Source organism: Ruegeria sp. BH8 (genome assembly GCF_056538065.1).
Window position 1 is genome coordinate 68,618 of record NZ_JBQFSP010000007.1, and the last position, 18,371, is coordinate 86,988.

Annotated in this window: 23 protein-coding genes, 1 tRNA gene, 1 pseudogene and 1 riboswitch; of the genes and pseudogenes, 13 read left to right on the forward strand and 12 right to left on the reverse strand. The window is 57.5% G+C overall.

The annotated features are described in order from the left end of the window. Window positions 1-2: 2 nt before the first annotated feature. The 3 genes and pseudogenes from ACR0AD_RS13250 to ACR0AD_RS13260 all read left to right on the forward strand — a co-directional run. A complete protein-coding gene (locus ACR0AD_RS13250; protein WP_480482785.1) occupies window positions 3-524 on the forward strand; it encodes a dihydrofolate reductase family protein in 522 nt (173 codons plus the stop codon). Next, window positions 521-1,096, forward strand: a complete 576-nt coding sequence (locus ACR0AD_RS13255) for a TetR/AcrR family transcriptional regulator (RefSeq protein ID WP_480482783.1) — start codon at window positions 521-523, stop codon at window positions 1,094-1,096. The genes ACR0AD_RS13250 and ACR0AD_RS13255 overlap by 4 nt, the downstream gene beginning before the upstream one ends. Before the next feature lie 284 nt (window positions 1,097-1,380). Further along, a pseudogene (locus ACR0AD_RS13260) lies at window positions 1,381-1,527 on the forward strand (hypothetical protein); the annotation flags it as partial. 96 nt (window positions 1,528-1,623) lie between these two features. Here the strand turns inward: ACR0AD_RS13260 and ACR0AD_RS13265 are convergent. Continuing rightward, window positions 1,624-1,699 (reverse strand) — tRNA-Lys (locus ACR0AD_RS13265). Between the two features lie 220 nt (window positions 1,700-1,919). On the opposite strand from ACR0AD_RS13265, the gene dapF reads away from it, so the two are divergent. Both dapF and mtaB read left to right on the forward strand, forming a co-directional pair. Further along, window positions 1,920-2,753 carry a diaminopimelate epimerase gene (gene dapF, locus ACR0AD_RS13270; protein ID WP_480487820.1) on the forward strand — a complete coding sequence of 278 codons (834 nt, stop codon included), beginning with the start codon at window positions 1,920-1,922 and terminating at the stop codon, window positions 2,751-2,753. Next, window positions 2,750-4,006 carry a tRNA (N(6)-L-threonylcarbamoyladenosine(37)-C(2))-methylthiotransferase MtaB gene (gene mtaB, locus ACR0AD_RS13275; RefSeq protein WP_480482779.1) on the forward strand — a complete coding sequence of 419 codons (1,257 nt, stop codon included), beginning with the start codon at window positions 2,750-2,752 and terminating at the stop codon, window positions 4,004-4,006. The genes dapF and mtaB overlap by 4 nt, the downstream gene beginning before the upstream one ends. Here mtaB and ACR0AD_RS13280 read toward each other — a convergent pair. From ACR0AD_RS13280 to petA, 6 genes are all read right to left on the reverse strand, one after another. Next, window positions 3,988-4,533, reverse strand: coding sequence for a helix-turn-helix transcriptional regulator (locus ACR0AD_RS13280; protein ID WP_480487822.1), 546 nt, complete (start codon window positions 4,531-4,533; stop codon window positions 3,988-3,990). The genes mtaB and ACR0AD_RS13280 overlap by 19 nt on opposite strands. Continuing rightward, entirely contained in the window at window positions 4,530-5,105 is a 576-nt protein-coding gene (locus tag ACR0AD_RS13285) for a cytochrome b/b6 domain-containing protein (RefSeq protein WP_480474557.1), read from the reverse strand. Before ACR0AD_RS13285 ends, ACR0AD_RS13280 begins: the two co-directional genes overlap by 4 nt. 5 nt (window positions 5,106-5,110) lie before the next feature. Next, window positions 5,111-5,362, reverse strand: coding sequence for a PepSY domain-containing protein (locus ACR0AD_RS13290; RefSeq protein WP_480487824.1), 252 nt, complete (start codon window positions 5,360-5,362; stop codon window positions 5,111-5,113). 199 nt (window positions 5,363-5,561) lie between these two features. Continuing rightward, window positions 5,562-6,353 (reverse strand): cytochrome c1, encoded by a 792-nt coding sequence (locus tag ACR0AD_RS13295; RefSeq protein WP_480482771.1) that lies wholly within the window; start codon window positions 6,351-6,353, stop codon window positions 5,562-5,564. Between the two features lie 17 nt (window positions 6,354-6,370). After that, window positions 6,371-7,702 (reverse strand): cytochrome b, encoded by a 1,332-nt coding sequence (petB, locus tag ACR0AD_RS13300; protein WP_267363184.1) that lies wholly within the window; start codon window positions 7,700-7,702, stop codon window positions 6,371-6,373. A 15-nt stretch (window positions 7,703-7,717) separates the two neighbouring features. After that, entirely contained in the window at window positions 7,718-8,302 is a 585-nt protein-coding gene (petA, locus tag ACR0AD_RS13305; RefSeq protein WP_267363183.1) for a ubiquinol-cytochrome c reductase iron-sulfur subunit, read from the reverse strand. A gap of 461 nt (window positions 8,303-8,763) precedes the next feature. Between petA and ACR0AD_RS13310 the strand changes: the two genes are divergently transcribed. Continuing rightward, complete coding sequence (locus ACR0AD_RS13310) at window positions 8,764-9,210, forward strand: c-type cytochrome (protein ID WP_480482769.1); 447 nt, start codon at window positions 8,764-8,766, stop codon at window positions 9,208-9,210. Window positions 9,211-9,229: 19 nt separating this feature from the next. On the opposite strand, the gene ACR0AD_RS13315 is transcribed toward ACR0AD_RS13310, so the two are convergent. After that, window positions 9,230-9,841, reverse strand: coding sequence for an FMN-binding negative transcriptional regulator (locus tag ACR0AD_RS13315; protein WP_480487825.1), 612 nt, complete (start codon window positions 9,839-9,841; stop codon window positions 9,230-9,232). Between the two features lie 54 nt (window positions 9,842-9,895). After that, a riboswitch (FMN riboswitch) is annotated at window positions 9,896-10,043 on the forward strand. A 130-nt stretch (window positions 10,044-10,173) separates the two neighbouring features. On the opposite strand from ACR0AD_RS13315, the gene ACR0AD_RS13320 reads away from it, so the two are divergent. The 5 genes from ACR0AD_RS13320 (at window position 10,174) to cobO (ending at window position 14,125) form a co-directional block, all read left to right on the forward strand. Next, window positions 10,174-10,614, forward strand: coding sequence for a 6,7-dimethyl-8-ribityllumazine synthase (locus ACR0AD_RS13320; protein ID WP_480487827.1), 441 nt, complete (start codon window positions 10,174-10,176; stop codon window positions 10,612-10,614). Window positions 10,615-10,741: 127 nt separating this feature from the next. After that, the gene (gene aroC / locus ACR0AD_RS13325) at window positions 10,742-11,842 is read left to right on the forward strand and encodes a chorismate synthase (protein WP_480482762.1); all 1,101 of its coding nucleotides are present in this window, start codon (window positions 10,742-10,744) and stop codon (window positions 11,840-11,842) included. Beyond that, window positions 11,826-12,488, forward strand: coding sequence for an HD domain-containing protein (locus ACR0AD_RS13330; protein WP_480487829.1), 663 nt, complete (start codon window positions 11,826-11,828; stop codon window positions 12,486-12,488). The genes aroC and ACR0AD_RS13330 overlap by 17 nt, the downstream gene beginning before the upstream one ends. Before the next feature lie 45 nt (window positions 12,489-12,533). Further along, entirely contained in the window at window positions 12,534-13,469 is a 936-nt protein-coding gene (locus ACR0AD_RS13335) for a DMT family transporter (RefSeq protein ID WP_480482758.1), read from the forward strand. Between the two features lie 56 nt (window positions 13,470-13,525). Continuing rightward, a complete protein-coding gene (cobO, locus tag ACR0AD_RS13340) occupies window positions 13,526-14,125 on the forward strand; it encodes a cob(I)yrinic acid a,c-diamide adenosyltransferase (RefSeq protein ID WP_267363172.1) in 600 nt (199 codons plus the stop codon). A gap of 34 nt (window positions 14,126-14,159) precedes the next feature. Here cobO and ACR0AD_RS13345 read toward each other — a convergent pair whose 3' ends face one another. The 4 genes from ACR0AD_RS13345 to ACR0AD_RS13360 all read right to left on the reverse strand — a co-directional run bounded on the left by ACR0AD_RS13345 (window position 14,160) and on the right by ACR0AD_RS13360 (window position 16,942). After that, on the reverse strand, window positions 14,160-14,366 hold the full coding sequence (locus tag ACR0AD_RS13345) for a hypothetical protein (protein WP_267363171.1): 207 nt from the start codon (window positions 14,364-14,366) through the stop codon (window positions 14,160-14,162). A 172-nt stretch (window positions 14,367-14,538) separates the two neighbouring features. Further along, window positions 14,539-14,904: an SPW repeat domain-containing protein gene (locus ACR0AD_RS13350; RefSeq protein WP_480487832.1), complete on the reverse strand. Its 366-nt coding sequence runs from the start codon at window positions 14,902-14,904 to the stop codon at window positions 14,539-14,541. A 111-nt stretch (window positions 14,905-15,015) separates the two neighbouring features. Next, complete coding sequence (locus ACR0AD_RS13355) at window positions 15,016-15,966, reverse strand: AraC family transcriptional regulator (protein WP_480487834.1); 951 nt, start codon at window positions 15,964-15,966, stop codon at window positions 15,016-15,018. 109 nt (window positions 15,967-16,075) lie between these two features. Next, complete coding sequence (locus ACR0AD_RS13360; protein ID WP_480482753.1) at window positions 16,076-16,942, reverse strand: branched-chain amino acid aminotransferase; 867 nt, start codon at window positions 16,940-16,942, stop codon at window positions 16,076-16,078. A gap of 159 nt (window positions 16,943-17,101) precedes the next feature. Here ACR0AD_RS13360 and ACR0AD_RS13365 point away from each other — a divergent pair, with 159 nt between their 5' ends. Together ACR0AD_RS13365 and ACR0AD_RS13370 are read left to right on the forward strand one after the other, a co-directional pair. Further along, window positions 17,102-17,614, forward strand: a complete 513-nt coding sequence (locus ACR0AD_RS13365) for a MarR family winged helix-turn-helix transcriptional regulator (protein ID WP_209598920.1) — start codon at window positions 17,102-17,104, stop codon at window positions 17,612-17,614. Further along, complete coding sequence (locus ACR0AD_RS13370) at window positions 17,611-18,312, forward strand: response regulator (protein WP_209506983.1); 702 nt, start codon at window positions 17,611-17,613, stop codon at window positions 18,310-18,312. Before ACR0AD_RS13365 ends, ACR0AD_RS13370 begins: the two co-directional genes overlap by 4 nt. Window positions 18,313-18,371: the final 59 nt, after the last annotated feature.

An 18,371-nucleotide genomic window follows, 5' to 3' on the forward strand; every position in this document is an offset into this window, starting at 1 on the left:
TCATGATGGCGATGAGCCTGGACGGCTTTGTCGCGCGGCCCGATCACCGGTTGGATTGGTTAGAAAAGCAACCGACCGAGGATGAAGATCACGGCTTTGTTGCCTTTCAGGACAGTGTCGATGTGATCGTAATGGGCTCGGGCTCTTATCGGACGGTGCGCGGTTTCGGAGCCTGGCCCTATGCCAAACCGGTTGTGGTTCTCAGTCGGACGATGAACGCCGACGACATCCCAGACGATCTGCGCGACAAAGTGGAGGTGTCAGACATGGCACCCGAAGACTTGATGGCAAGCTTTGAGGCACGAGGTTTCAACCGCGTCTATGTGGATGGCGGCGCGATCATTCGCTCGTTCCTGAAGGCCGGGCTGGTGGAAGACATGCGGATCACCCTTGTTCCCATCCTGATCGGTGAGGGCATCCGGATATTTGGCGAGACCAAGGGCGACGTCGATCTGGAACTGGTGTCGGTCAACAGCTTTCCCTCGGGTCTGGTGGACCTCGATTACAGGCTGAAAGCCGCGTGACAAAGGCGTCTTTACCCGGGCGGCCGCCGAAGGCCGCTCAGCGTCTTTCGAAACAACTGATCGTGAAGACTGCCTTGCCGATCGTCCAGGACAAGGGCGTTGACGCGCTGTCGTTTCGCATGCTTGCGGATCGCCTTGGGGTCACCCCGATGGCGGTGGCCTATCACGCCGGCAGCAAGAAACAGCTTCTGTCCGATCTGGTGGAATACGCATTCGCCGGCGTCCTGGATGGCGTGAAGGGGGGCACGCCGGTCGAGCGGGCCCGAAGCATCATGGCGACCTACTATGGGTATGCCTTGAAGAACGCCAACCTTTTGCGCGCGATCCTTGAGGATGTTAAGCTGATGAGCGCGGATTTGACAGACGTGGCGGCGGACCTGAAGGCCAGCACGGACCAGCTTGAATACAGCGATGGCGGCGATGTTCTTGTTCACTTGCTGATCGACTATGCGCACGGGTTTGTGCTCTCCGCATCCAGCGGAGCAAACAATCCCCTAACAATTGAAGACTATCTCCGCGGTATCGACTGGATTCTTAGTCGAGCGGCTGGAGGCCGTGAGACCATTAAATGAAAAGCACGCGCCTCAGAGGTGCGATCCACGGATATTATGTCGACGTGAACACCATATTGGGCTTTGTCTTCGTGTCTGTAGGTGGGATTGTCGGCTTAGGGGGCTGATCTAACCCAGCAGACGTTGACCTCGGAGCAACCTCATAATTTGCGCCCACAATTGATAGCAAACCTAAGGCTCGGAGCCTTCCCCAGGCAAAAATGGTGCGAGTTTCAGGGTTGGGTGTTCAGCCGCCCTTCGATAAACCATGCATGGTTCCACGATGTTAGTTTTCTTATGCCACGCGCCTCCTGAATAACGGGATGCCCTTGGATAAAGTTTCGTTCCTGCTAGGTCATGCCACCCTGCAGCAGACCCAGAAATATGCGAAGTATGCCAGGCGCCCCGCTGCCGATGAGGCTAGGGCGATGCTTAATCAAAACACGGCCTGAAAATATCGCTGGCCCCGGATTTGGCCTCCATATGGAGTTACTATACTTTAAGTGGAGGCCAGATGCCTTACAGGATGTTGTTTTTATTGACAAAAGTGGTGAGCCGTGCAGGATTCGAACCTGCGACCCACTGATTAAAAGTCAGTTGCTCTACCAACTGAGCTAACGGCCCACTCTTTTATTGGATCTTCTCGATCCGTGGCGCTCTTTACGGCAATTTCCCAACCGGGTTCAAGCCCTTAATTTGCGCCTCGTTTCGCTGAAACAACCTGTGTTTCCGGCGACCCGATAGGCGGCCTACTTAGGCAGGTGGCGCAGGGGGGTCAACCCCTTTTTTCACGATTCGACGCGACAGGGTGGATTCATGTTCCGACCGACGCTATATCGCCGCCATGCAACAGAAACTCGATACCGGATTGCCCTTTGTTAAGATGCATGGGCTGGGAAATGACTTCGTCGTCGTTGACGCGCGCATGCAGGATGTTTCGATTACCCCGGCTCTGGCCCGAGGAATCGGGCATCGGCATTTTGGTGTGGGATTCGATCAGCTGGCCGTAATCGAAAACGGTGCGGCGGACGCGCATCTGGTGTTTTATAATTCGGATGGATCAACTTCGGCGGCGTGTGGCAACGCCACAAGATGCATCGCACGAATGTTGATGGATGAGACGGGCAAAACCCAGCTGACGTTGACAACCGAACGTGGAACACTTTTTGCGCAGGACGCAGGTGATGGGCTGACCTCGGTCAATATGGGTCTTCCTCAGTTGGAATGGCACGAAATTCCGCTGGCTGAAGAGATGGACACGCTGGAACTGCCCATCGAGGGAGCCCCGACAGCGACGGGCATGGGCAATCCGCACTGCACGTTCTTTGTTGAAAACGCCGAGGCGATTCCCTTGGCCGAGTTCGGCGCGCGCTATGAACACCATCCTTTGTATCCCGAGCGCACCAATGTGCAGGTGGCTCAGGTTGTGGGTCCGGATCACATCCGCATGCGGGTGTGGGAACGGGGCGTGGGCATCACCCTGGCATCAGGGTCGTCATCCTGTGCAACCGCGGTGGCTGCGGCGCGGCGTAGACTGACGGGGCGAAATGTGCAGATTGATCTTGATGGGGGAACCCTGTGGGTTGACTGGCGCGAGGATGGTGTCTGGATGACCGGGTCAACCTGTCACGTCTTCTCGGGCACGTTGTCGCCCGAGTTCTTAGGGACGCTGGGATGAACCCGCCTAAATTCACCACATTGGGTTGCCGCCTGAACGCCTATGAAACCGAGGCGATGAAAGAGCTGTCGCAACAAGCCGGACTGACGGATGCCGTGGTGATAAACACCTGTGCCGTCACAGCTGAGGCTGTGCGCAAAGCGCGACAGGAGATTCGGAAACTGCGTCGTGAAAATCCGAACGCCCGGCTGATTGTTACCGGGTGCGCCGCCCAGACAGAACCCGACACCTTCGCGCAGATGGCCGAGGTCGATGCGGTGATCGGCAACACGGAAAAGATGCGACCAGAAACCTGGAAAGGCATGGCCGCCGACTTTATCGGCGAGACCGAGGCCGTTCAGGTCGATGACATTATGTCTGTCACCGAAACGGCCGGGCACCTGATCGACGGGTTTGGCACACGCTCACGCGCTTATGTGCAGGTTCAGAACGGCTGCGATCACCGCTGTACCTTTTGCATCATTCCCTATGGCCGGGGCAATTCCCGCAGCGTGCCTGCCGGTGTTGTGGTGGATCAGATCAAGCGGCTGGTGGACCGGGGCTATCATGAGGTGGTGCTGACTGGCGTCGACCTGACCTCATGGGGGGCCGATCTGCCTGCACAGCCCAAACTGGGCGATCTGGTGATGCGCATCCTGAAGCTGGTGCCGGATTTGGCTCGCCTGAGGATCAGTTCGATCGACTCGATCGAAGTGGACGAGAATCTGATGCAGGCCATCGCAACCGAACCACGCCTGATGCCGCATCTGCACCTGTCGCTTCAGCATGGCGACGATCTGATCCTCAAGCGCATGAAACGTCGCCACCTGCGCGACGATGCCATTCGGTTTACCGAAGAGGCCCGGAAACTGCGCCCCGACATGACCTTTGGTGCCGACATCATCGCAGGTTTCCCAACCGAGACCGAAGCGCATTTCGAGAACTCGCTGAAACTGGTTACCGATTGCGATCTGACCTGGCTGCATGTTTTCCCATATTCGAAACGCGAAGGCACTCCAGCGGCTCGCATCCCGCAGCAGGTGAACGGCAATGTAATCAAGGATCGCGCAGCCCGTCTGCGTGCGGCTGGGGACGTTCAGGTCAGGAAACACCTGTCAGATCAGGTCGGCAAAACCCACCGGATCCTGATGGAGAACCCGCATATGGGGCGGACGGAACAATTCACCGAAGTTACGTTCAATGCACCTCAGCCCGAAGGCCAGATCGTAACCGCCCGAGCCATTGGGGCGATTGATCACAGTTTGGTTGTCTGAAGGTCCGCAGCCTCGCCATCTGCGACAAGCAATTCTTCCATGAATACGCTTATCAGCTGCGCTCGCCCGTCAACCCCGGCTTTGGCATAGATCGAGGCGGTCTGCGCGCGCACGGTTCCTACGGCCCGCCCCCGGATGCGCGCGATGTTTTCGTTATCCAGCCCTTTCAGAACCAATAGACCCACATCACGCTCGGCGGTGGTAAGTCCCCAACGGTCGAAGAACGTGTTGATGACGACGCTCATTTCACCCTGCGCGGCCTGTAGGCCAAGCTTGGTCTGTTCCACCCTTGCCAGCAGGCGTCGAAGTTCAATCATGAAAAAAACAACTCCGGCAAGCAAAACAAATGCGACAAAAGCCTCAAGACTTACATGAGAAGGCCCCTCGCCTTCCTTCAAATCCAGAGCAACGTCGCCAAGGTAAAACACCACGCAAAGTACCTGAACAACGATCATTATCGACATAAGTACAGCCCGGTGAGCGTCTGCATCGCCGGGCCGCCAATGGCTGCTGATCCATTTGATCATTTGGTTGACCAGTCCTCAGGTATATTCTTCCGCCCTGTTATCATAGCTTTTGCCAAAGCGACACCTGTTCGCCTCTGATCAATGACAACCCCGGCAACATGCAGCAGAACAGACAGCATCAGCCAGTTGAAGGCCAGTTCGTGCAGATCTTCGACCCATTCGATGCCAAAGAACCGAACCGTCCCCATCATGAACCCTGTCACACACAAAGCCAGCAGTGTCGCCCAGAGGTTATAGACCATAAGGGCTCCCAGAGGGTTGTGTGAAAGGTGCACGCTTTGGTCACCCCGCCCCATGTCGCGCAGGTGGTTGAGTGCCGAACGGGGGCTGAAAGGGAAGGCTGCAAACCTGGCAAAAGCCGGACCCGTTAACCCCCAAAGCAACCGCAACAAGACCAAAGCCAGCACGACATAGCCCACATATTCGTGGAACGCGCCCTCGGGATTGGATATCGCCGCATTGATCAGAACGCACAAGGCTACGACCCAGTGAACCAGCCGGACCAAAGGATCCCAGACCTGAACTTCGTGGGCGCCTGTGCGCCCACGATGCATCAATTCTGTTTCGGACATTCTGGTTACTGATCCTCAATCTTGACGACTTTGCCGCTTGCGGGGTCGACGTAAACCTCGGCCAGTTGACCATCCTTGACGACATAGGCTTCGATCTTGCCGTCTTCCGTCTCGATTTTGCGGACATCGAATCCCATGCCTGTCAGCGTTTGCCGAATTTCGGCTTCGGATTTTCCAAGATCGGCATCGGGTGCGAGATCCAGTGCCAATACCGGCGTTGCAAATAGAATTGAGGCAAAAAGAATAGGAAGTTTCATTGTCGTGACTCCGTGTTTCAGACAAACGGCAGTTGATCAGCCGTTGTGGCTGATGTGCGCCTGTGAAGCTGTCCAATCCATTGACCCGGCGCTTATTTCGGTCAAATAAGCGCGCGCTGATGGAGGCTTGGAAAAAGAAAACCCCCGCAACCTGACGGCGCGGGGGCTGAATTAGTAAAATCCGGTAGGACGGATCGGATCAATCTTCCTTGCGGAGTTTGCCCTTGTGCGGTGCCCAGAGGCGCTTGTTGACCAGGTACAGCAGCACCGACAGAACGGTCAGGAAGATGACACCGACAAAGCCTGCGTTCTTGCGGTCTGTCAGCTTTGGCTCGGCCGCCCACATCAGGAATGCGGCAACGTCCTCGGCCATATGCTCAACCGTGTTCGAGTGCCCGTCCGCGAACTCGACCTGCTCGTCAGCCAGCGGAGGCGCCATCGAAATCCAGCCGCCGGGGAAGGCGGTGTTTTCGTAGAGCACTGCACCCGCTTCTTCTTTTTCGTGGCCAGTGTAGCCGTGTAGCAGCGAGGCGATGTATTCCGGGCCACCCATGCCTTTGACCAGCTGGTTGATGCCCAGACCATAAGGCCCGTGGAAGCCAGCACGTGCCTTTGCCATCAAGCTAAGGTCCGGAGCGCCGACGCCGGTATTGGCCGGGAAGTGATCGGTGGGAATCGCCGGGCGGAAATCGTCCAGCTCGGGGTCGAAGACTTCGAAGTTGCCAGCAGCGTATGCGATGACTTCTTCTTCCGAGTAACCCAGCGCTTCCAGATCGCGCAGCGGCACATATTGCAGACCGTGGCAAGCCGCGCAGACCTCGGTATAGATCTGCAGGCCGCGTTGCAGCTGATGCTGATCCCAGGTGCCGAACGGGCCTTCGAACGAGAAGGCGAAATCTTCGATATGCTGCTCACCACCACCTGCTGCAATGGAAGCAGCAGGGGTCAGGGCCAGAGCAAACGCGGCGCCGATTGCAAGTTTCTTGAACATGTTTCCGGTCCCTCTTCTTACTCGGCCGGCGTGGCGTCGGCGTCAGCCTTGCCATAATGCGCGTTGAAGTCTTCTTCGATGGTCTCGGGCTGGGCCAGAGGTTTCTCGATCACACCAAGGATCGGCAGGATCACGAAGAAATAGGCGAACCAGTAGGCCGATGCGATCAGCGAGAAGGTCGCATAGGGTTCTTCCGCAGGCATCGCACCCAGCCACATCAGGGCGAAGAAGTCGATGATCAGCAGGTAGAACCACCATTTCAACATCGGACGGTACTTGCCCGAACGCACGCTCGACGTGTCCAGCCAGGGCGCCAGCGCCATGGCCAGGATCGCACCAAACATCGCCAGAACACCGAAGAACTTGGCGTCAACGATACCACCGGTGATGAAGCTGGCGAACTGAACAACCCAGACTTCACCGGTAAAGGCACGCAGGATCGCGTAGAACGGCAGGAAGTACCATTCAGGCACGATATGTGCGGGTGTCGCCAGCGGGTTGGCTTCGATATAGTTGTCCGGGTGGCCCAGATAGTTCGGCATGAAACCGACAACGGCCCAGAACACGACCAGGATCACGGCCAGCGCGAACAGGTCCTTGATCACGAAATACGGCCAGAACGGCAGCGTGTCTTTCTTCGCCTCGTCCTTCGAGCCGCGACGCACTTCAACACCTGTGGGGTTGTTGTTGCCCGTGGTGTGGAAGGCCCAGATGTGTACCACGACCAAAGCCGCGATGATGAACGGCAGCAGGTAATGCAGCGAGAAGAAGCGGTTCAGCGTGGCGTTATCCACCGCGGGTCCGCCCAGCAGCCAGGTCTGGATCGCGTCACCCACAAACGGAATGGCACCAAACAGACCGGTGATCACAGTCGCACCCCAGAAGGACATCTGACCCCATGGCAGAACATAGCCCATGAAGGCCGTGCCCATCATCATCAGGTAGATCAGCATGCCGACGATCCACGTGATCTCGCGCGGGGCTTTGTATGAGCCATAGAACAAGCCGCGGAAGATGTGGATGTAGACCGCAACAAAGAACAGCGATGCGCCATTCATGTGCAGGTAGCGGATGAAGTAACCGCCATTTACGTTGCGCATGATGTGTTCGATGCTGGCAAATGCCATGTCGACATGCGGCGTATAGTGCATCACCAGAATGATACCGGTGACAATTTGCAGCGCCAGGCAGAACGCCAGAACGATGCCCCAGATCCACCACCAGTTCAGGTTCTTGGGGGTCGGGATCATGAGGGTGTCATACAGCAGGCCAACAATCGGCAGGCGGCTGTTCAGCCATTTCTCGCCGTTTGTCTTCGGCTCGTAATGATCGTGGGGAATTCCGGACATAAGTTTGGGTCTCCCTTAGCCGAGTTTGATTGTGCCGTTGTCCACCCACTCTGCGGGCGGAATGGGCAGGTTCTCAGGCGCGGGGCCTTTGCGGATACGACCGGCAAGGTCGTAGTGTGAACCGTGGCAAGGGCAGAACCAGCCACCGAAGTCGCCTGCATCACCCAGAGGCACACAGCCGAGGTGGGTGCAAACACCCATCTGGACGACCCATGCACCCGGCGCTTCGCCTTCCGGCGACGGCATCACACGGTTTGCGTCGGTCGCAGGGGCATCGGCGCTCAGGTTAAAGTTGCGGGCCAGCGGATCGGGCAGCGCATCAACACCTTCGGCGTCCTGTTTCTGAGCTTCCTGAATCTCGGCACCGGTGCGGTGACGGACAAAGACGGGTTTTCCCAACCATTTGACGGTCAGCTGCGTACCCGGCTCAACACCGCTCACATCCACACGGATCGAGGACAGCGCCTGAACGTCTGCCGATGGGTTCATTTGGTTGATCAGGGGCCATACGGCTGCACCCGTTGCAACGACACCTGCGCCGCCAGCGACGTAGTACAGGAAATCTCTGCGGGTGCCTTCGTGGTCTTCTGCGTGGGACACGAGGTTATCTCCGATTGTCTGGCGCCCGCGGACGGGCAAATAGCTCGCGCACCGCACGAATGCGGTGTCTTAACCGCGCTTACTATCGGGGAGAATAGTGTTCGTCCAGCGTTCATAAACGCGCAATACGCCGCATGTGTCGTTTCCAGCAGCTGCGGAGAGTGTTTTTTGGTGAATCTCGCGTGCGACTTTGTCGGCAACTTCGATTCATGCGTCATTGATTCGCTTTCGCACCCCGCCTTCCGCCACCCGGGTTGGGTATTTGAAGCCTGTCCTGGGTGCCGCTGATTTGCGCCCAAAAGGTCCATAATCAAGACTTCGAAACGGAGATTGTTTTCAGCAAAAACATACTCGCTAAATAGATGATTTAAATTACAAATTGCACGCGCCTCACCTGTTGCACTTTCCGCGCGAATAAAGGACAGCGCAAAAGGCGTGCGAACTCCTGCAAGGAGACCCCAATGTCAAAGATCATTCTGGCCGCTGCCTTGTGCACAATGGCCCTGCCCTCTCAGACCCTTGCCGCGGGCGACCCCGCGAAAGGTGAGGCGATATATAACCGTTGTTCTTCGTGTCATGCGATCATCAAGGATGGTGAAGTTCTGGTCAAAGGTGGAATCACCGGCCCGAATCTGTATGGCGTCGTCGGTCGCGTGGCCGGGTCCGAAAACGATTATCGCTATGGCAGCGAGCGCCTGCCGATCGGCATGTTCACGGATGACATGATCCGTGCCGGCGAAGCGGGTCTGGTCTGGACCGAGGAAAACATCGTTGCTTATGCGCAGGATCCGATCGGCTTCATCAAGGAATTTCTGGATGACGAAACTGCCCGTCCGAACATGAGCGTCAAACTCAAGACCGGTGCAGACGATATTGCCGCTTATCTGGCTACCTTCAGCCCCCAGTAAACCCGGCGCCTGATGCTGGTTAAGCCTTGTGCATCAAGGCGGCCAGCCGGGCGATTTCACTGCCAAAGCCAGAGGACACCTGATCAGCGGCAGCATTTCGCGCACCTTCGGGTTTGTTCTGACCAAGCTTCCACGTGCCCTGAATATCTTCAACCTGCATGCGGCACGGAACGATCATGCGCATCATCTTGTTCAGCGCGTCCGAGGACATTTTTCCCGTGACCCATGGGGCCTTGGGCAGCAGCCGCTTTTCGTAGAATGCAGATTGGCGGTCAAGTACGTCACGCAACTCGTCCTGCGGGCGTAGCTCAAGCTTTCCGATCAGGTGTACGGCGACATAATTCCATGTCGGAACCTGATCTTCGACCCCGTACCAATCGGGCGAAATATATGCATCCGGCCCCTGCACCGCGATCTTTGCGCGCTGCGGTTCGTGCAGCGCACGCACGATAGGGTTCGAGCGCACAAGATGCAGGTCAGCCATTGATCCGTCTTCGGACAACAAAAACGGGACATGACTTAATAACGGGCCCTCTTCCGCAGAGAGTGCCAGAACGCCAAACGCCCGGTCGCGGGCGAATTCAACATGACGCGCACGATCCTCGGCGCGAAAAACGGGGTTAGGGTGCATGAGTGTCCTCCTGTCAAATCTCTTGCAGCGTCGGACAGTTCTTGGCAAGGTCCGCCTCGTTCTCAGGGCGGGGTGGAATTCCCCACCGGCGGTATGCGGGCCACGACCCGTAAGCCCGCGAGCGGCCCCGGTTTTCGGGGTGTCAGCAGATCTGGTGAGACGCCAGAGCCGACGGTCAAAGTCCGGATGAAAGAGAACGTGCAAGCCGCGCCGGTGAACCGGCGCTCCTGCTCGTGATCGCCTTGGGTGACGTGTCATGCCGGGCTGGCAGCTAAAAGTGGGAACCGGTTCTCGCGACTGCCAGCAGGCCACCAAACTGAAAGGAGATCATGATGACACACACCCGCTATGCTTTTGTAAAAGCCAACTGGCATTCCGATATTGTTGACCGCGCGCTCGACGGCTTCCTCGAACTCGTCCCCTCGGAACAAGTCGATGTCTACGACGTTCCCGGCGCGTTCGAGATGCCCCTGCTGGCCCGTGATCTGGCCCGGACCGGGCGCTATGCCGCCGTCGCCTGCGCTGCCTTTGTCGTTGATGGCGGCATCTACAGGCACGATTTCGTTGCGCAGGCCGTGGTCGATGGCCTGATGCGCGCCGGGCTTGATACAGGGGTTCCTGTCCTTTCGGTCTCGCTGACCCCGCACCAATATCAGGAAACCAATCATCACAATGCGATCTACCGCGACCATTTCGTACAAAAAGGGCGCGAAGCGGCTCAGGCCGCGCTGATGATCTCGGAAACCCGTGCGAAAGTCGCGCAGGCCGCCTGATCTTCATCTTTTCGAAAATACTCAAAAATGCGCCGCCCGACGGGCGGCGTTCAAACCGTCAACGGCCAAATCCGCTTGAGGCCGGGGGCCTTGCCCGCTAATCACGATCCGCAAAGGAGCACGCCCCATGTCGATGAACAGCTTTGGCCATCTTTTCCGCGTCACCACCTGGGGTGAAAGCCATGGGCCCGCCTTGGGCGCCACTGTCGACGGTTGCCCGCCGGGCGTTGCGATTGACGAGGCGATGATCCAGCACTGGCTGGACAAGCGCAAACCGGGGCAAAACAAGTTCACAACGCAGCGGCGCGAACCGGATCAGGTCAAGATCCTTTCTGGCGTGTTCGAAGGCCAAACTACAGGCACGCCCGTGCAACTGATGATCGAAAACACCGATCAGCGCTCGAAAGACTACGGCGACATCATGGACAAGTTCCGTCCGGGCCATGCCGATATCACCTACTGGCAGAAATACGGCATCCGCGATTATCGCGGGGGTGGGCGCAGTTCAGCCCGGGAAACCGCGTCGCGCGTGGCCGCGGGTGGACTGGCGCGCGAGGCCATCCGGCAGATTGCGCCGAATGTGCAGATCACCGGCTACATGACCCAGATCGGTCCGCACAAGATCGACCGCGCCAAATTCGACTGGGCGCAGATTGAACAGAACCCGTTCTGGGCGCCTGATGAACAGGCGGCCGGGGATTGGGCGACCTATCTGGATGACCTGCGCAAATCCGGCAACTCGGTCGGGGCCGTGGTCGAGGTTGTGGCACGCGGTGTCCCCGCAGGGCTTGGGGCGCCGATATACGCCAAGTTAGACACTGATCTTGCGGCTGCGATGATGTCGATCAACGCTGTCAAAGGTGTCGAGATCGGCGAAGGCATGGCTGCCGCCGAACTGACTGGCGAAGCCAACGCCGACGAAATCTTCATGGGTCAGAATGGTCCGCAATACAGCTCAAACCACGCAGGTGGGATTCTGGGCGGCATCTCGACCGGGCAGGACATTGTCGTGCGCTTTGCGGTAAAACCGACCTCTTCGATCCTGACCACCCGCAAAACCATTACAAAATCCGGTGAAGAGACCGAGATCATCACCAAGGGCCGTCATGACCCCTGTGTTGGCATCCGCGCTGTCCCTGTCGGTGAGGCGATGATGGCTTGTGTCATCCTGGACCACCTACTGCTGCACCGTGGTCAGATCGGAGAAAACCGTGGACGGATCGGCTGATCTGCGCGCGCGTTTGCGTGCCATTGTCGCGCAACGCATGGAAACTGATCCGGCCCATGACCTGGCCCATCTGGATCGTGTTTGGACCAATGCTCAGGCCATTGCAGACGCTCAGGTGGACATCCCCGTCCTGTTGGCAGCCTGTTATCTTCATGATCTGGTCAACCTACCCAAGAATGACCCGAACCGACTGTTTGCCTCACGCCAGTCTGCTGCTGAATCAGGGCCTATTCTGGCAAAACTGGGCTTTTCCGACGATCAGGTTCAGGCCGCGCAACATGCGATAGCGGCCCATAGCTTCTCGGCCAACATCCCACCCGAAACGCTCGAGGCGCGGATTCTGAGGGATGCGGATCGCCTTGACGCCTTGGGGGCCATCGGGATTGCGCGCACATTTTCTGTATCAGGTGCTTTGGGGCGTGTTCTCTATGATCCGGCCGATCCATTCGCAGAAGCGCGCCCGCTGGACGATCTGCGGTATTCGATTGATCACTGGAAGGTTAAGCTGCTGACCCTGCCGGACGACATGCTGACGGATGCAGGCAAGCAGATTGCGCAGGCAAGGGCGGGCCGAATGTTTCAGTTCCTTGAGGATTTTGCAGCGGAAATTGGCGCATCGATACCGAAGTCGTGGACCATCACCTGATCCACCCCGTTGATCTTTTTTCTGCAAAGGCGCAGGGTCGCGCCGATGACAAAACCCTTAACATCGCATCGACCTTTGCTGGCTGTGGCGCTGAAGCTTGGCGCGCTGTTCCTTTTCACGTCGATGTCGGCCCTGGTCAAAGCCTTATCTGACGAATTCCCGCCGGGCCAATTGGTGTTCTTCCGGTCCCTGTTTGCTATTCCGGTCATCATTCTGTGGCTGACCGCGCGCCGAGAGCTGGCGCAAGGCTTTGTCGTCAAGAAACCCATGGGGCATTTCTGGCGCGGGGTTCTGGGGACCAGCGCCATGGGGCTGACATTCACCGGCCTTAGCCTGCTGCCGCTGCCCGAAGTCACCGCAATCGGTTACGCCACGCCGATCTTCACCCTGATTTTGGCCGCCGTGATGCTGGGTGAGCGCATCCGCATGATTCGCATCGGTGCCGTGGCACTTGGGTTGCTTGGCGTGATGATCATGATCTGGCCCCGGCTTGGCAGCACTCAGATGGAAACGGCTGCAACCATCGGAGCGCTATGCGTACTGGGCGCGACCTTTGCCCGGGCCTTTGTGCAGATCCACATCCGCCAACTGGTCAAGGTCGATCACCCTGCCGCAATCGTGTTCTATTTCTCGCTGACAGCGACGCTGCTTTCGGCGCTGACGGCGATCTGGGGATGGACAATGCCTACACTGAATCAGGCTCTAATACTGATCACCATGGGGCTGATTGGCGGAGTTGCACAGATCTTGGTCACGTCCTCGTATCGGTTTGGACAGGCATCGATGCTGGCACCTTATGACTATGCAACAATGCTTTTTGCGATTGTGATCGGTTATTTCGCGTTTGATGAATTGCCCACCGTTGCGATCCTGATCGGGGCCGCATTGGTGATCGCAGGCAATGTTGTTGTGATCTGGCGCGAACACCAGCTGGGGCTGGAGCGTGGCAAGGCGCGTTCTGTCACGGACCCCAAAGCGTGACTTTACCTTTTGCATTCTTCCCCTAGGTTGGGCCGGACAATCAAAGAGGTTCCCCAATGAGCGACGCGCAGGATCACAAGGAAAAGATGCAAAAGGTGCAGGCCCAGCACCGCAAGAAAGTGTCCGAGGCCGTCGACCCCGAACGCGGCCTTGTTCTGATCAATACCGGCAAGGGCAAAGGCAAGTCATCAGCGGCCTTTGGCGTGGTCATCCGCGCGCTTGGTTGGGGTCAGAAGGTCGCCGTGGTGCAGTTCATCAAGGGCAAGTGGAAAACCGGCGAGCGCCGTTTCTTCGAAGAACGTGATCTGGTCACCTGGCACACGATGGGTGAGGGGTTTACCTGGGACACGCAGGACCGCGAGCGCGACATTGCAGCCGCCAATGCCGCCTTCGACAAGGCTTGCGCCCTTATGGCAAGTGGCGAATACGATCTGGTGGTTCTGGACGAGATCAACATCGCGCTTCGCTATGAATATCTCTCGGTCGAGCAGGTGATAGAAGGGCTGAACGCGCGTTCGGACAAGACGAGTGTGTTCCTGACAGGCCGTGACGCACCGCAGGCGCTGCGTGATTATGCAGATCTGGTCACCGAAATGACCGAAGAAAAGCACCCGTTCCAGGCGGGAATCAAAGCCCAGCGCGGGGTGGATTTCTGAACCTTGCAACAGCGCAGCCCAAACTGCTGCGCTGCTATCCTCTGCCGCTTCGCACAGTTTCAAAGATATATCGCAACGACTTGCGTTGATGCGCGGTGCCTTGTGTGCGGGCTTCTTCAGCGGTTGCTGTGTCCCGGTTCTGGCGGTCGGCATAGGCGCAATAGTCGCCTTCGCAACAATTGCACCCGCACGCAACCAGCGCATCATGCCGGGCCATGATTTCGTCAAGCGTGTCTGTCATCTGTGACCTCACCCCGCGCAGGGATAAATCTGATGAATTCAGTCGGCTTTTTCAAGTAAATTCGCCCGACCGGTCAACACGCTTCTCTGCTCTGAGCCGCCGATTTACAAAACGGGCGGCTCAGCTATTTCGGTAGTATTTGGACAAAGTTGCCAGTGCTGAGGAACAGCGCTCAGGCAGCGACTTCCTGCTCGGGCGCGCTGAGCGAGATGACGAGAACCACAGCCGCACCGTTCAGCCAGTAGAACGCCGCATCCAATCCTGAAAACCCCAGTACACTGGGTGCAAACAGAAAGGTGATGCCGACAATCAGGTCCACGGCCAGGTGAAACTTGTAAGGTAGAACGCGCCAAATTCCCAGATGATGGTCGGTCAGAACTGTCAGGACAAAGGCGGCGACGCCGGTGACTACCGAAAACCACAGCGCCAGCGGGTTGGATTGACCCAATCCCAGCAGGAATGGCAGTGTCATCAGGGCAATGGCAACCGGGTAGTCCAGATACGCGTGGACAGAGCGGGTAACGAAACGCAGGGACATAAGATTTTCCTCTTTTCAATCAGTGACGAAAGAAAGATAGAAAGCCTGACCCGAACGCAGAATTCCTGATCGTTTCAAAAATCTTGCAGATCGTACAGAATTCTCGGCGTTTTAGTGCATAGACCTGTATGCGGCTGGTGACAAGCCGACCTGCTTCTTGAAAACCCGGGAAAACGCGGCCTCAGAGGCATATCCAACTTCGGCTGCTGCATCTGCGACGTTCCATCGTGCCTCTGTAAGGCCATGGCACGCAATCTGCATGCGCCAGTCGGTGAGGTATTGCATCGGCGTCGTGCCCATCTTCTGGGCAAACAACTGAGAGAAGGCTGTGCGCGACATGCCGGATTCGCGTGCCAGTGCCGCAACGCTCCAGTCTTGCGCTGGCGCTTGGTGGAACGCCGTCAAAGCGCGTGAGATGCGCGTATCCGCAAAGCCCGCAAGGGCGGTGTCCTGCGGGCTTTGCCGTTCCAGATAGGTTCGGATCGCCTGCGCAAACAGAACTTCGGACAGCTTGAGCGCAATCAGATCGCCGCCAATACGGGCCCCGGACACTTCGGATCCGATCATGCGCAGGGTCGATTCCATCCACGATCCGGCCTCTTCACCATAATTCTCGATCAGGATGTAGGGTGGCAGGCGGTCGATCAGCATATGCCCGGTGCCTTTTCGCCCTGCCGGGCCGGTAAAAGAAAAATGACCGCAGATCAGTTGCGTGTCCCGGTCCTCGTCTGCACCGCCATAGACAAGGACGCCATCGCCCTTGTAGCCGGCAATCTCAAGAACCTGCTCCAGAGGGAGCGCATCCGGTGGCCTGACCTCGGCACACAACAACGCATGTGGCGCCCCATGAGGGATCAGGATCAGATCCCCCTGCCGCAGCCGCAACGTTTCCCCGGTGGATGAGACATGGACCTTGAGCTCACCCCGTTGAACAAAATGAAACCGCGCGACGTTTTCGAATTCCGGCACCTGAATACCAAAAGGTGGTGTGAACGAGGTGCGGAAGTAGAACGTGCCACGCAGGGACAGACGGGTGAGAATATCGCTGAGAAGGTCCAACATGGGGTGAAGATACGGGAACTGATCCGATCGTCCAGATCACGGAACGCTTTGCACGACAATTTGCACGATCTGCAACAAAAACCCCGCCGAAGCGGGGTTTTGCAAGTTATTACGAGCGGACCAGTTTTTCGTAATCTTCTGCGATTTCGCGGGTCAGGTCGCCGACTTCGAAAGTGTAATCTCCGATTTGCCCGACCGGAGTGACCTCGGCCGCGGTTCCGGTCAGCCAGCACTGTTCGAAATCAGCCATTTCTTCGGGCTTGATGCGCCGCTCATGCACAGTGATGCCTTTATCCTTCAGCATCTGAATGACGGTCTGACGGGTGATGCCGTTCAGGAAGCAATCCGCCAGCGGGGTGTGAACCTCTCCATCCTTGACGAAGAACACGTTGGCACCTGTTGCTTCGGCCACGTAACCACGCCAGTCCATGAACAGCGCGTCCGAGCATCCCTTGGCTTCGGCCTTGTGTTTGGAAATGGTGCAGATCATGTAGAGGCCCGCCGCCTTGGCATGAACCGGGATGGTTTCCGGGCTGGGGCGTTTCCATTCGGCGATGTCCAGTTTTGCGCCCTGCATCTTGGCGTCGCCGTAATAGGCGCCCCAGGGCCAGACCGCGATGGCCATCCGTACCGGGTTGCGGGCCGACGCCACGCCCATGTCTTCGCCAGACCCGCGCCACACCAATGCGCGGACATAGGCATCCTGAAGGCCACTGGCTTTCAGGGTCTCTTCCTTGGCCGCTTCAATCTGATCGACAGTGTAAGGCATCGGCATGTCCAGTGCCTCGGCGCTGGCGATAAGACGTTCGGAATGTTCGCGGCTTTTGAAAATCTTGCCGTTATAAGCCCGTTCACCCTCGAACACGGATGAGGCATAGTGCATCGCGTGGGTCAGAATATGCACATTGGCATCGCGCCAGGGCACCAGCTTACCATCCAACCAGATGACACCGTCACGATCATCATACCCCGCCATGCGAAACCTCCTGAACCGGGTTAAATTTCCGATTGTTGCGCCACTTAGGTCCGATGCGGACACAATGTTGCGCAAAAACTGCGATTCGATACCGCTCCGCCCTTGGAATGTCAATAACGCTGACATAAAGTCAAACCCGAGTAACGAATGAGGCATGATATGTCCGAAATCCGCCCAGCCCCGCGATATGGGGGCGAGAGCCTGTTGTTTTTGACGGATGAACAGTTGCGGCAGGGGATCGAGGCCATGTTCTTTGCCTATCGTGGCTTTACCGCGGATCCTGATCGTATCCTGTCCGAGATGGCCTATGGCCGCGCCCATCACCGCGCGATCCATTTTATCAACCGTGCGCCGGGCACCACGGTGAACAATTTGCTGGCGATCCTCGGGGTTACAAAACAGTCTCTGAACAGGGTTCTTCGGACATTGATCGAGGATGGTCTGGTGGAAAGCCGGGTCGGAACCGTGGACAAACGCGAACGGCACCTATTTCTGACGGAGAAGGGCGAAACGTTGGAGGCCACGTTGTCCGATGCGCAACGAACAAGAATGCGCGCAGCCTTCAAGGATGCCGGTCCCGAGGCCGTGGCCGGGTTTCGCAAAGTACTTGAAGCAATGATGGATGCTGATATGCGTCATGCCTATACGAAATTGCGGGATACGAGTTCATGAGCGAAATGGATGCCCATCTGCTGATTGTTGATGATGACGAACGCATTCGCGATCTGCTCAAGAAATTCCTGATGCGAAACGGGTTTCTGGTGACAGCGGCACGGGATGCGGCCCATGCGCGGCGGGTTCTGTCGGGATTGGATTTCGACATGATCGTCATGGATGTGATGATGCCGGGCGAAGATGGCGTCAGTCTGACCAGATCACTGCGTGACACCCATACGACACCGATCCTGTTGTTGACCGCCAAGGGCGAGACCGAGCATCGGATTGCAGGGCTTGAAGCCGGGGCGGATGATTATCTCGCCAAACCTTTCGAGCCGAAAGAGTTGTTGCTGCGGATCAATGCGATCCTGCGCCGAATGCCGGAAACCCCGGCCGAGGAAACAGCGGCGAAGATCCTGCATCTTGGTCCCATCCGGTATGACATTGAACGTGGTGAAATGTGGCAGGGCGAAATGCCGGTCCGCCTGACGGCAACCGAAAGCCAGCTGATGAAAATTTTCTCGGCCCAACCTGGCGAGCCGATCAGCCGTGCAAAACTGGTGGAAGATCTGGGCCGGGATAAAGGACAGGCGCAAGAACGTGCCGTGGACGTGCAGATCACCCGCCTGCGCCGGAAGATCGAACAGGACCCGAAACAGCCCCGGTATCTGCAGACAGTCCGGGGCGCAGGCTATATGCTGGCACCCGATTGAATGAGCCGCTGCGCGGCGATTAATGCCTTCGGCGAGGATATTTTTAGCCAGATGAAGAT

Coding starts and splice junctions, on each gene's coding strand:
- ACR0AD_RS13250 (WP_480482785.1), top strand. CDS start 3: ATGATGGCGATGAGCCTGGACGGCTTTGTCGCGCGGCCCGATCACCGG.
- dapF (WP_480487820.1), top strand. CDS start 1,920: ATGCAACAGAAACTCGATACCGGATTGCCCTTTGTTAAGATGCATGGG.
- mtaB (WP_480482779.1), top strand. CDS start 2,750: ATGAACCCGCCTAAATTCACCACATTGGGTTGCCGCCTGAACGCCTAT.
- ACR0AD_RS13280 (WP_480487822.1), bottom strand. CDS start 4,533: ATGATCAAATGGATCAGCAGCCATTGGCGGCCCGGCGATGCAGACGCT.
- ACR0AD_RS13285 (WP_480474557.1), bottom strand. CDS start 5,105: ATGTCCGAAACAGAATTGATGCATCGTGGGCGCACAGGCGCCCACGAA.
- ACR0AD_RS13290 (WP_480487824.1), bottom strand. CDS start 5,362: ATGAAACTTCCTATTCTTTTTGCCTCAATTCTATTTGCAACGCCGGTA.
- ACR0AD_RS13295 (WP_480482771.1), bottom strand. CDS start 6,353: ATGTTCAAGAAACTTGCAATCGGCGCCGCGTTTGCTCTGGCCCTGACC.
- petB (WP_267363184.1), bottom strand. CDS start 7,702: ATGTCCGGAATTCCCCACGATCATTACGAGCCGAAGACAAACGGCGAG.
- ACR0AD_RS13310 (WP_480482769.1), top strand. CDS start 8,764: ATGTCAAAGATCATTCTGGCCGCTGCCTTGTGCACAATGGCCCTGCCC.
- ACR0AD_RS13315 (WP_480487825.1), bottom strand. CDS start 9,841: ATGCACCCTAACCCCGTTTTTCGCGCCGAGGATCGTGCGCGTCATGTT.
- ACR0AD_RS13320 (WP_480487827.1), top strand. CDS start 10,174: ATGACACACACCCGCTATGCTTTTGTAAAAGCCAACTGGCATTCCGAT.
- aroC (WP_480482762.1), top strand. CDS start 10,742: ATGTCGATGAACAGCTTTGGCCATCTTTTCCGCGTCACCACCTGGGGT.
- ACR0AD_RS13335 (WP_480482758.1), top strand. CDS start 12,534: ATGACAAAACCCTTAACATCGCATCGACCTTTGCTGGCTGTGGCGCTG.
- cobO (WP_267363172.1), top strand. CDS start 13,526: ATGAGCGACGCGCAGGATCACAAGGAAAAGATGCAAAAGGTGCAGGCC.
- ACR0AD_RS13345 (WP_267363171.1), bottom strand. CDS start 14,366: ATGACAGACACGCTTGACGAAATCATGGCCCGGCATGATGCGCTGGTT.
- ACR0AD_RS13350 (WP_480487832.1), bottom strand. CDS start 14,904: ATGTCCCTGCGTTTCGTTACCCGCTCTGTCCACGCGTATCTGGACTAC.
- ACR0AD_RS13355 (WP_480487834.1), bottom strand. CDS start 15,966: ATGTTGGACCTTCTCAGCGATATTCTCACCCGTCTGTCCCTGCGTGGC.
- ACR0AD_RS13360 (WP_480482753.1), bottom strand. CDS start 16,942: ATGGCGGGGTATGATGATCGTGACGGTGTCATCTGGTTGGATGGTAAG.
- ACR0AD_RS13365 (WP_209598920.1), top strand. CDS start 17,102: ATGTCCGAAATCCGCCCAGCCCCGCGATATGGGGGCGAGAGCCTGTTG.
- ACR0AD_RS13370 (WP_209506983.1), top strand. CDS start 17,611: ATGAGCGAAATGGATGCCCATCTGCTGATTGTTGATGATGACGAACGC.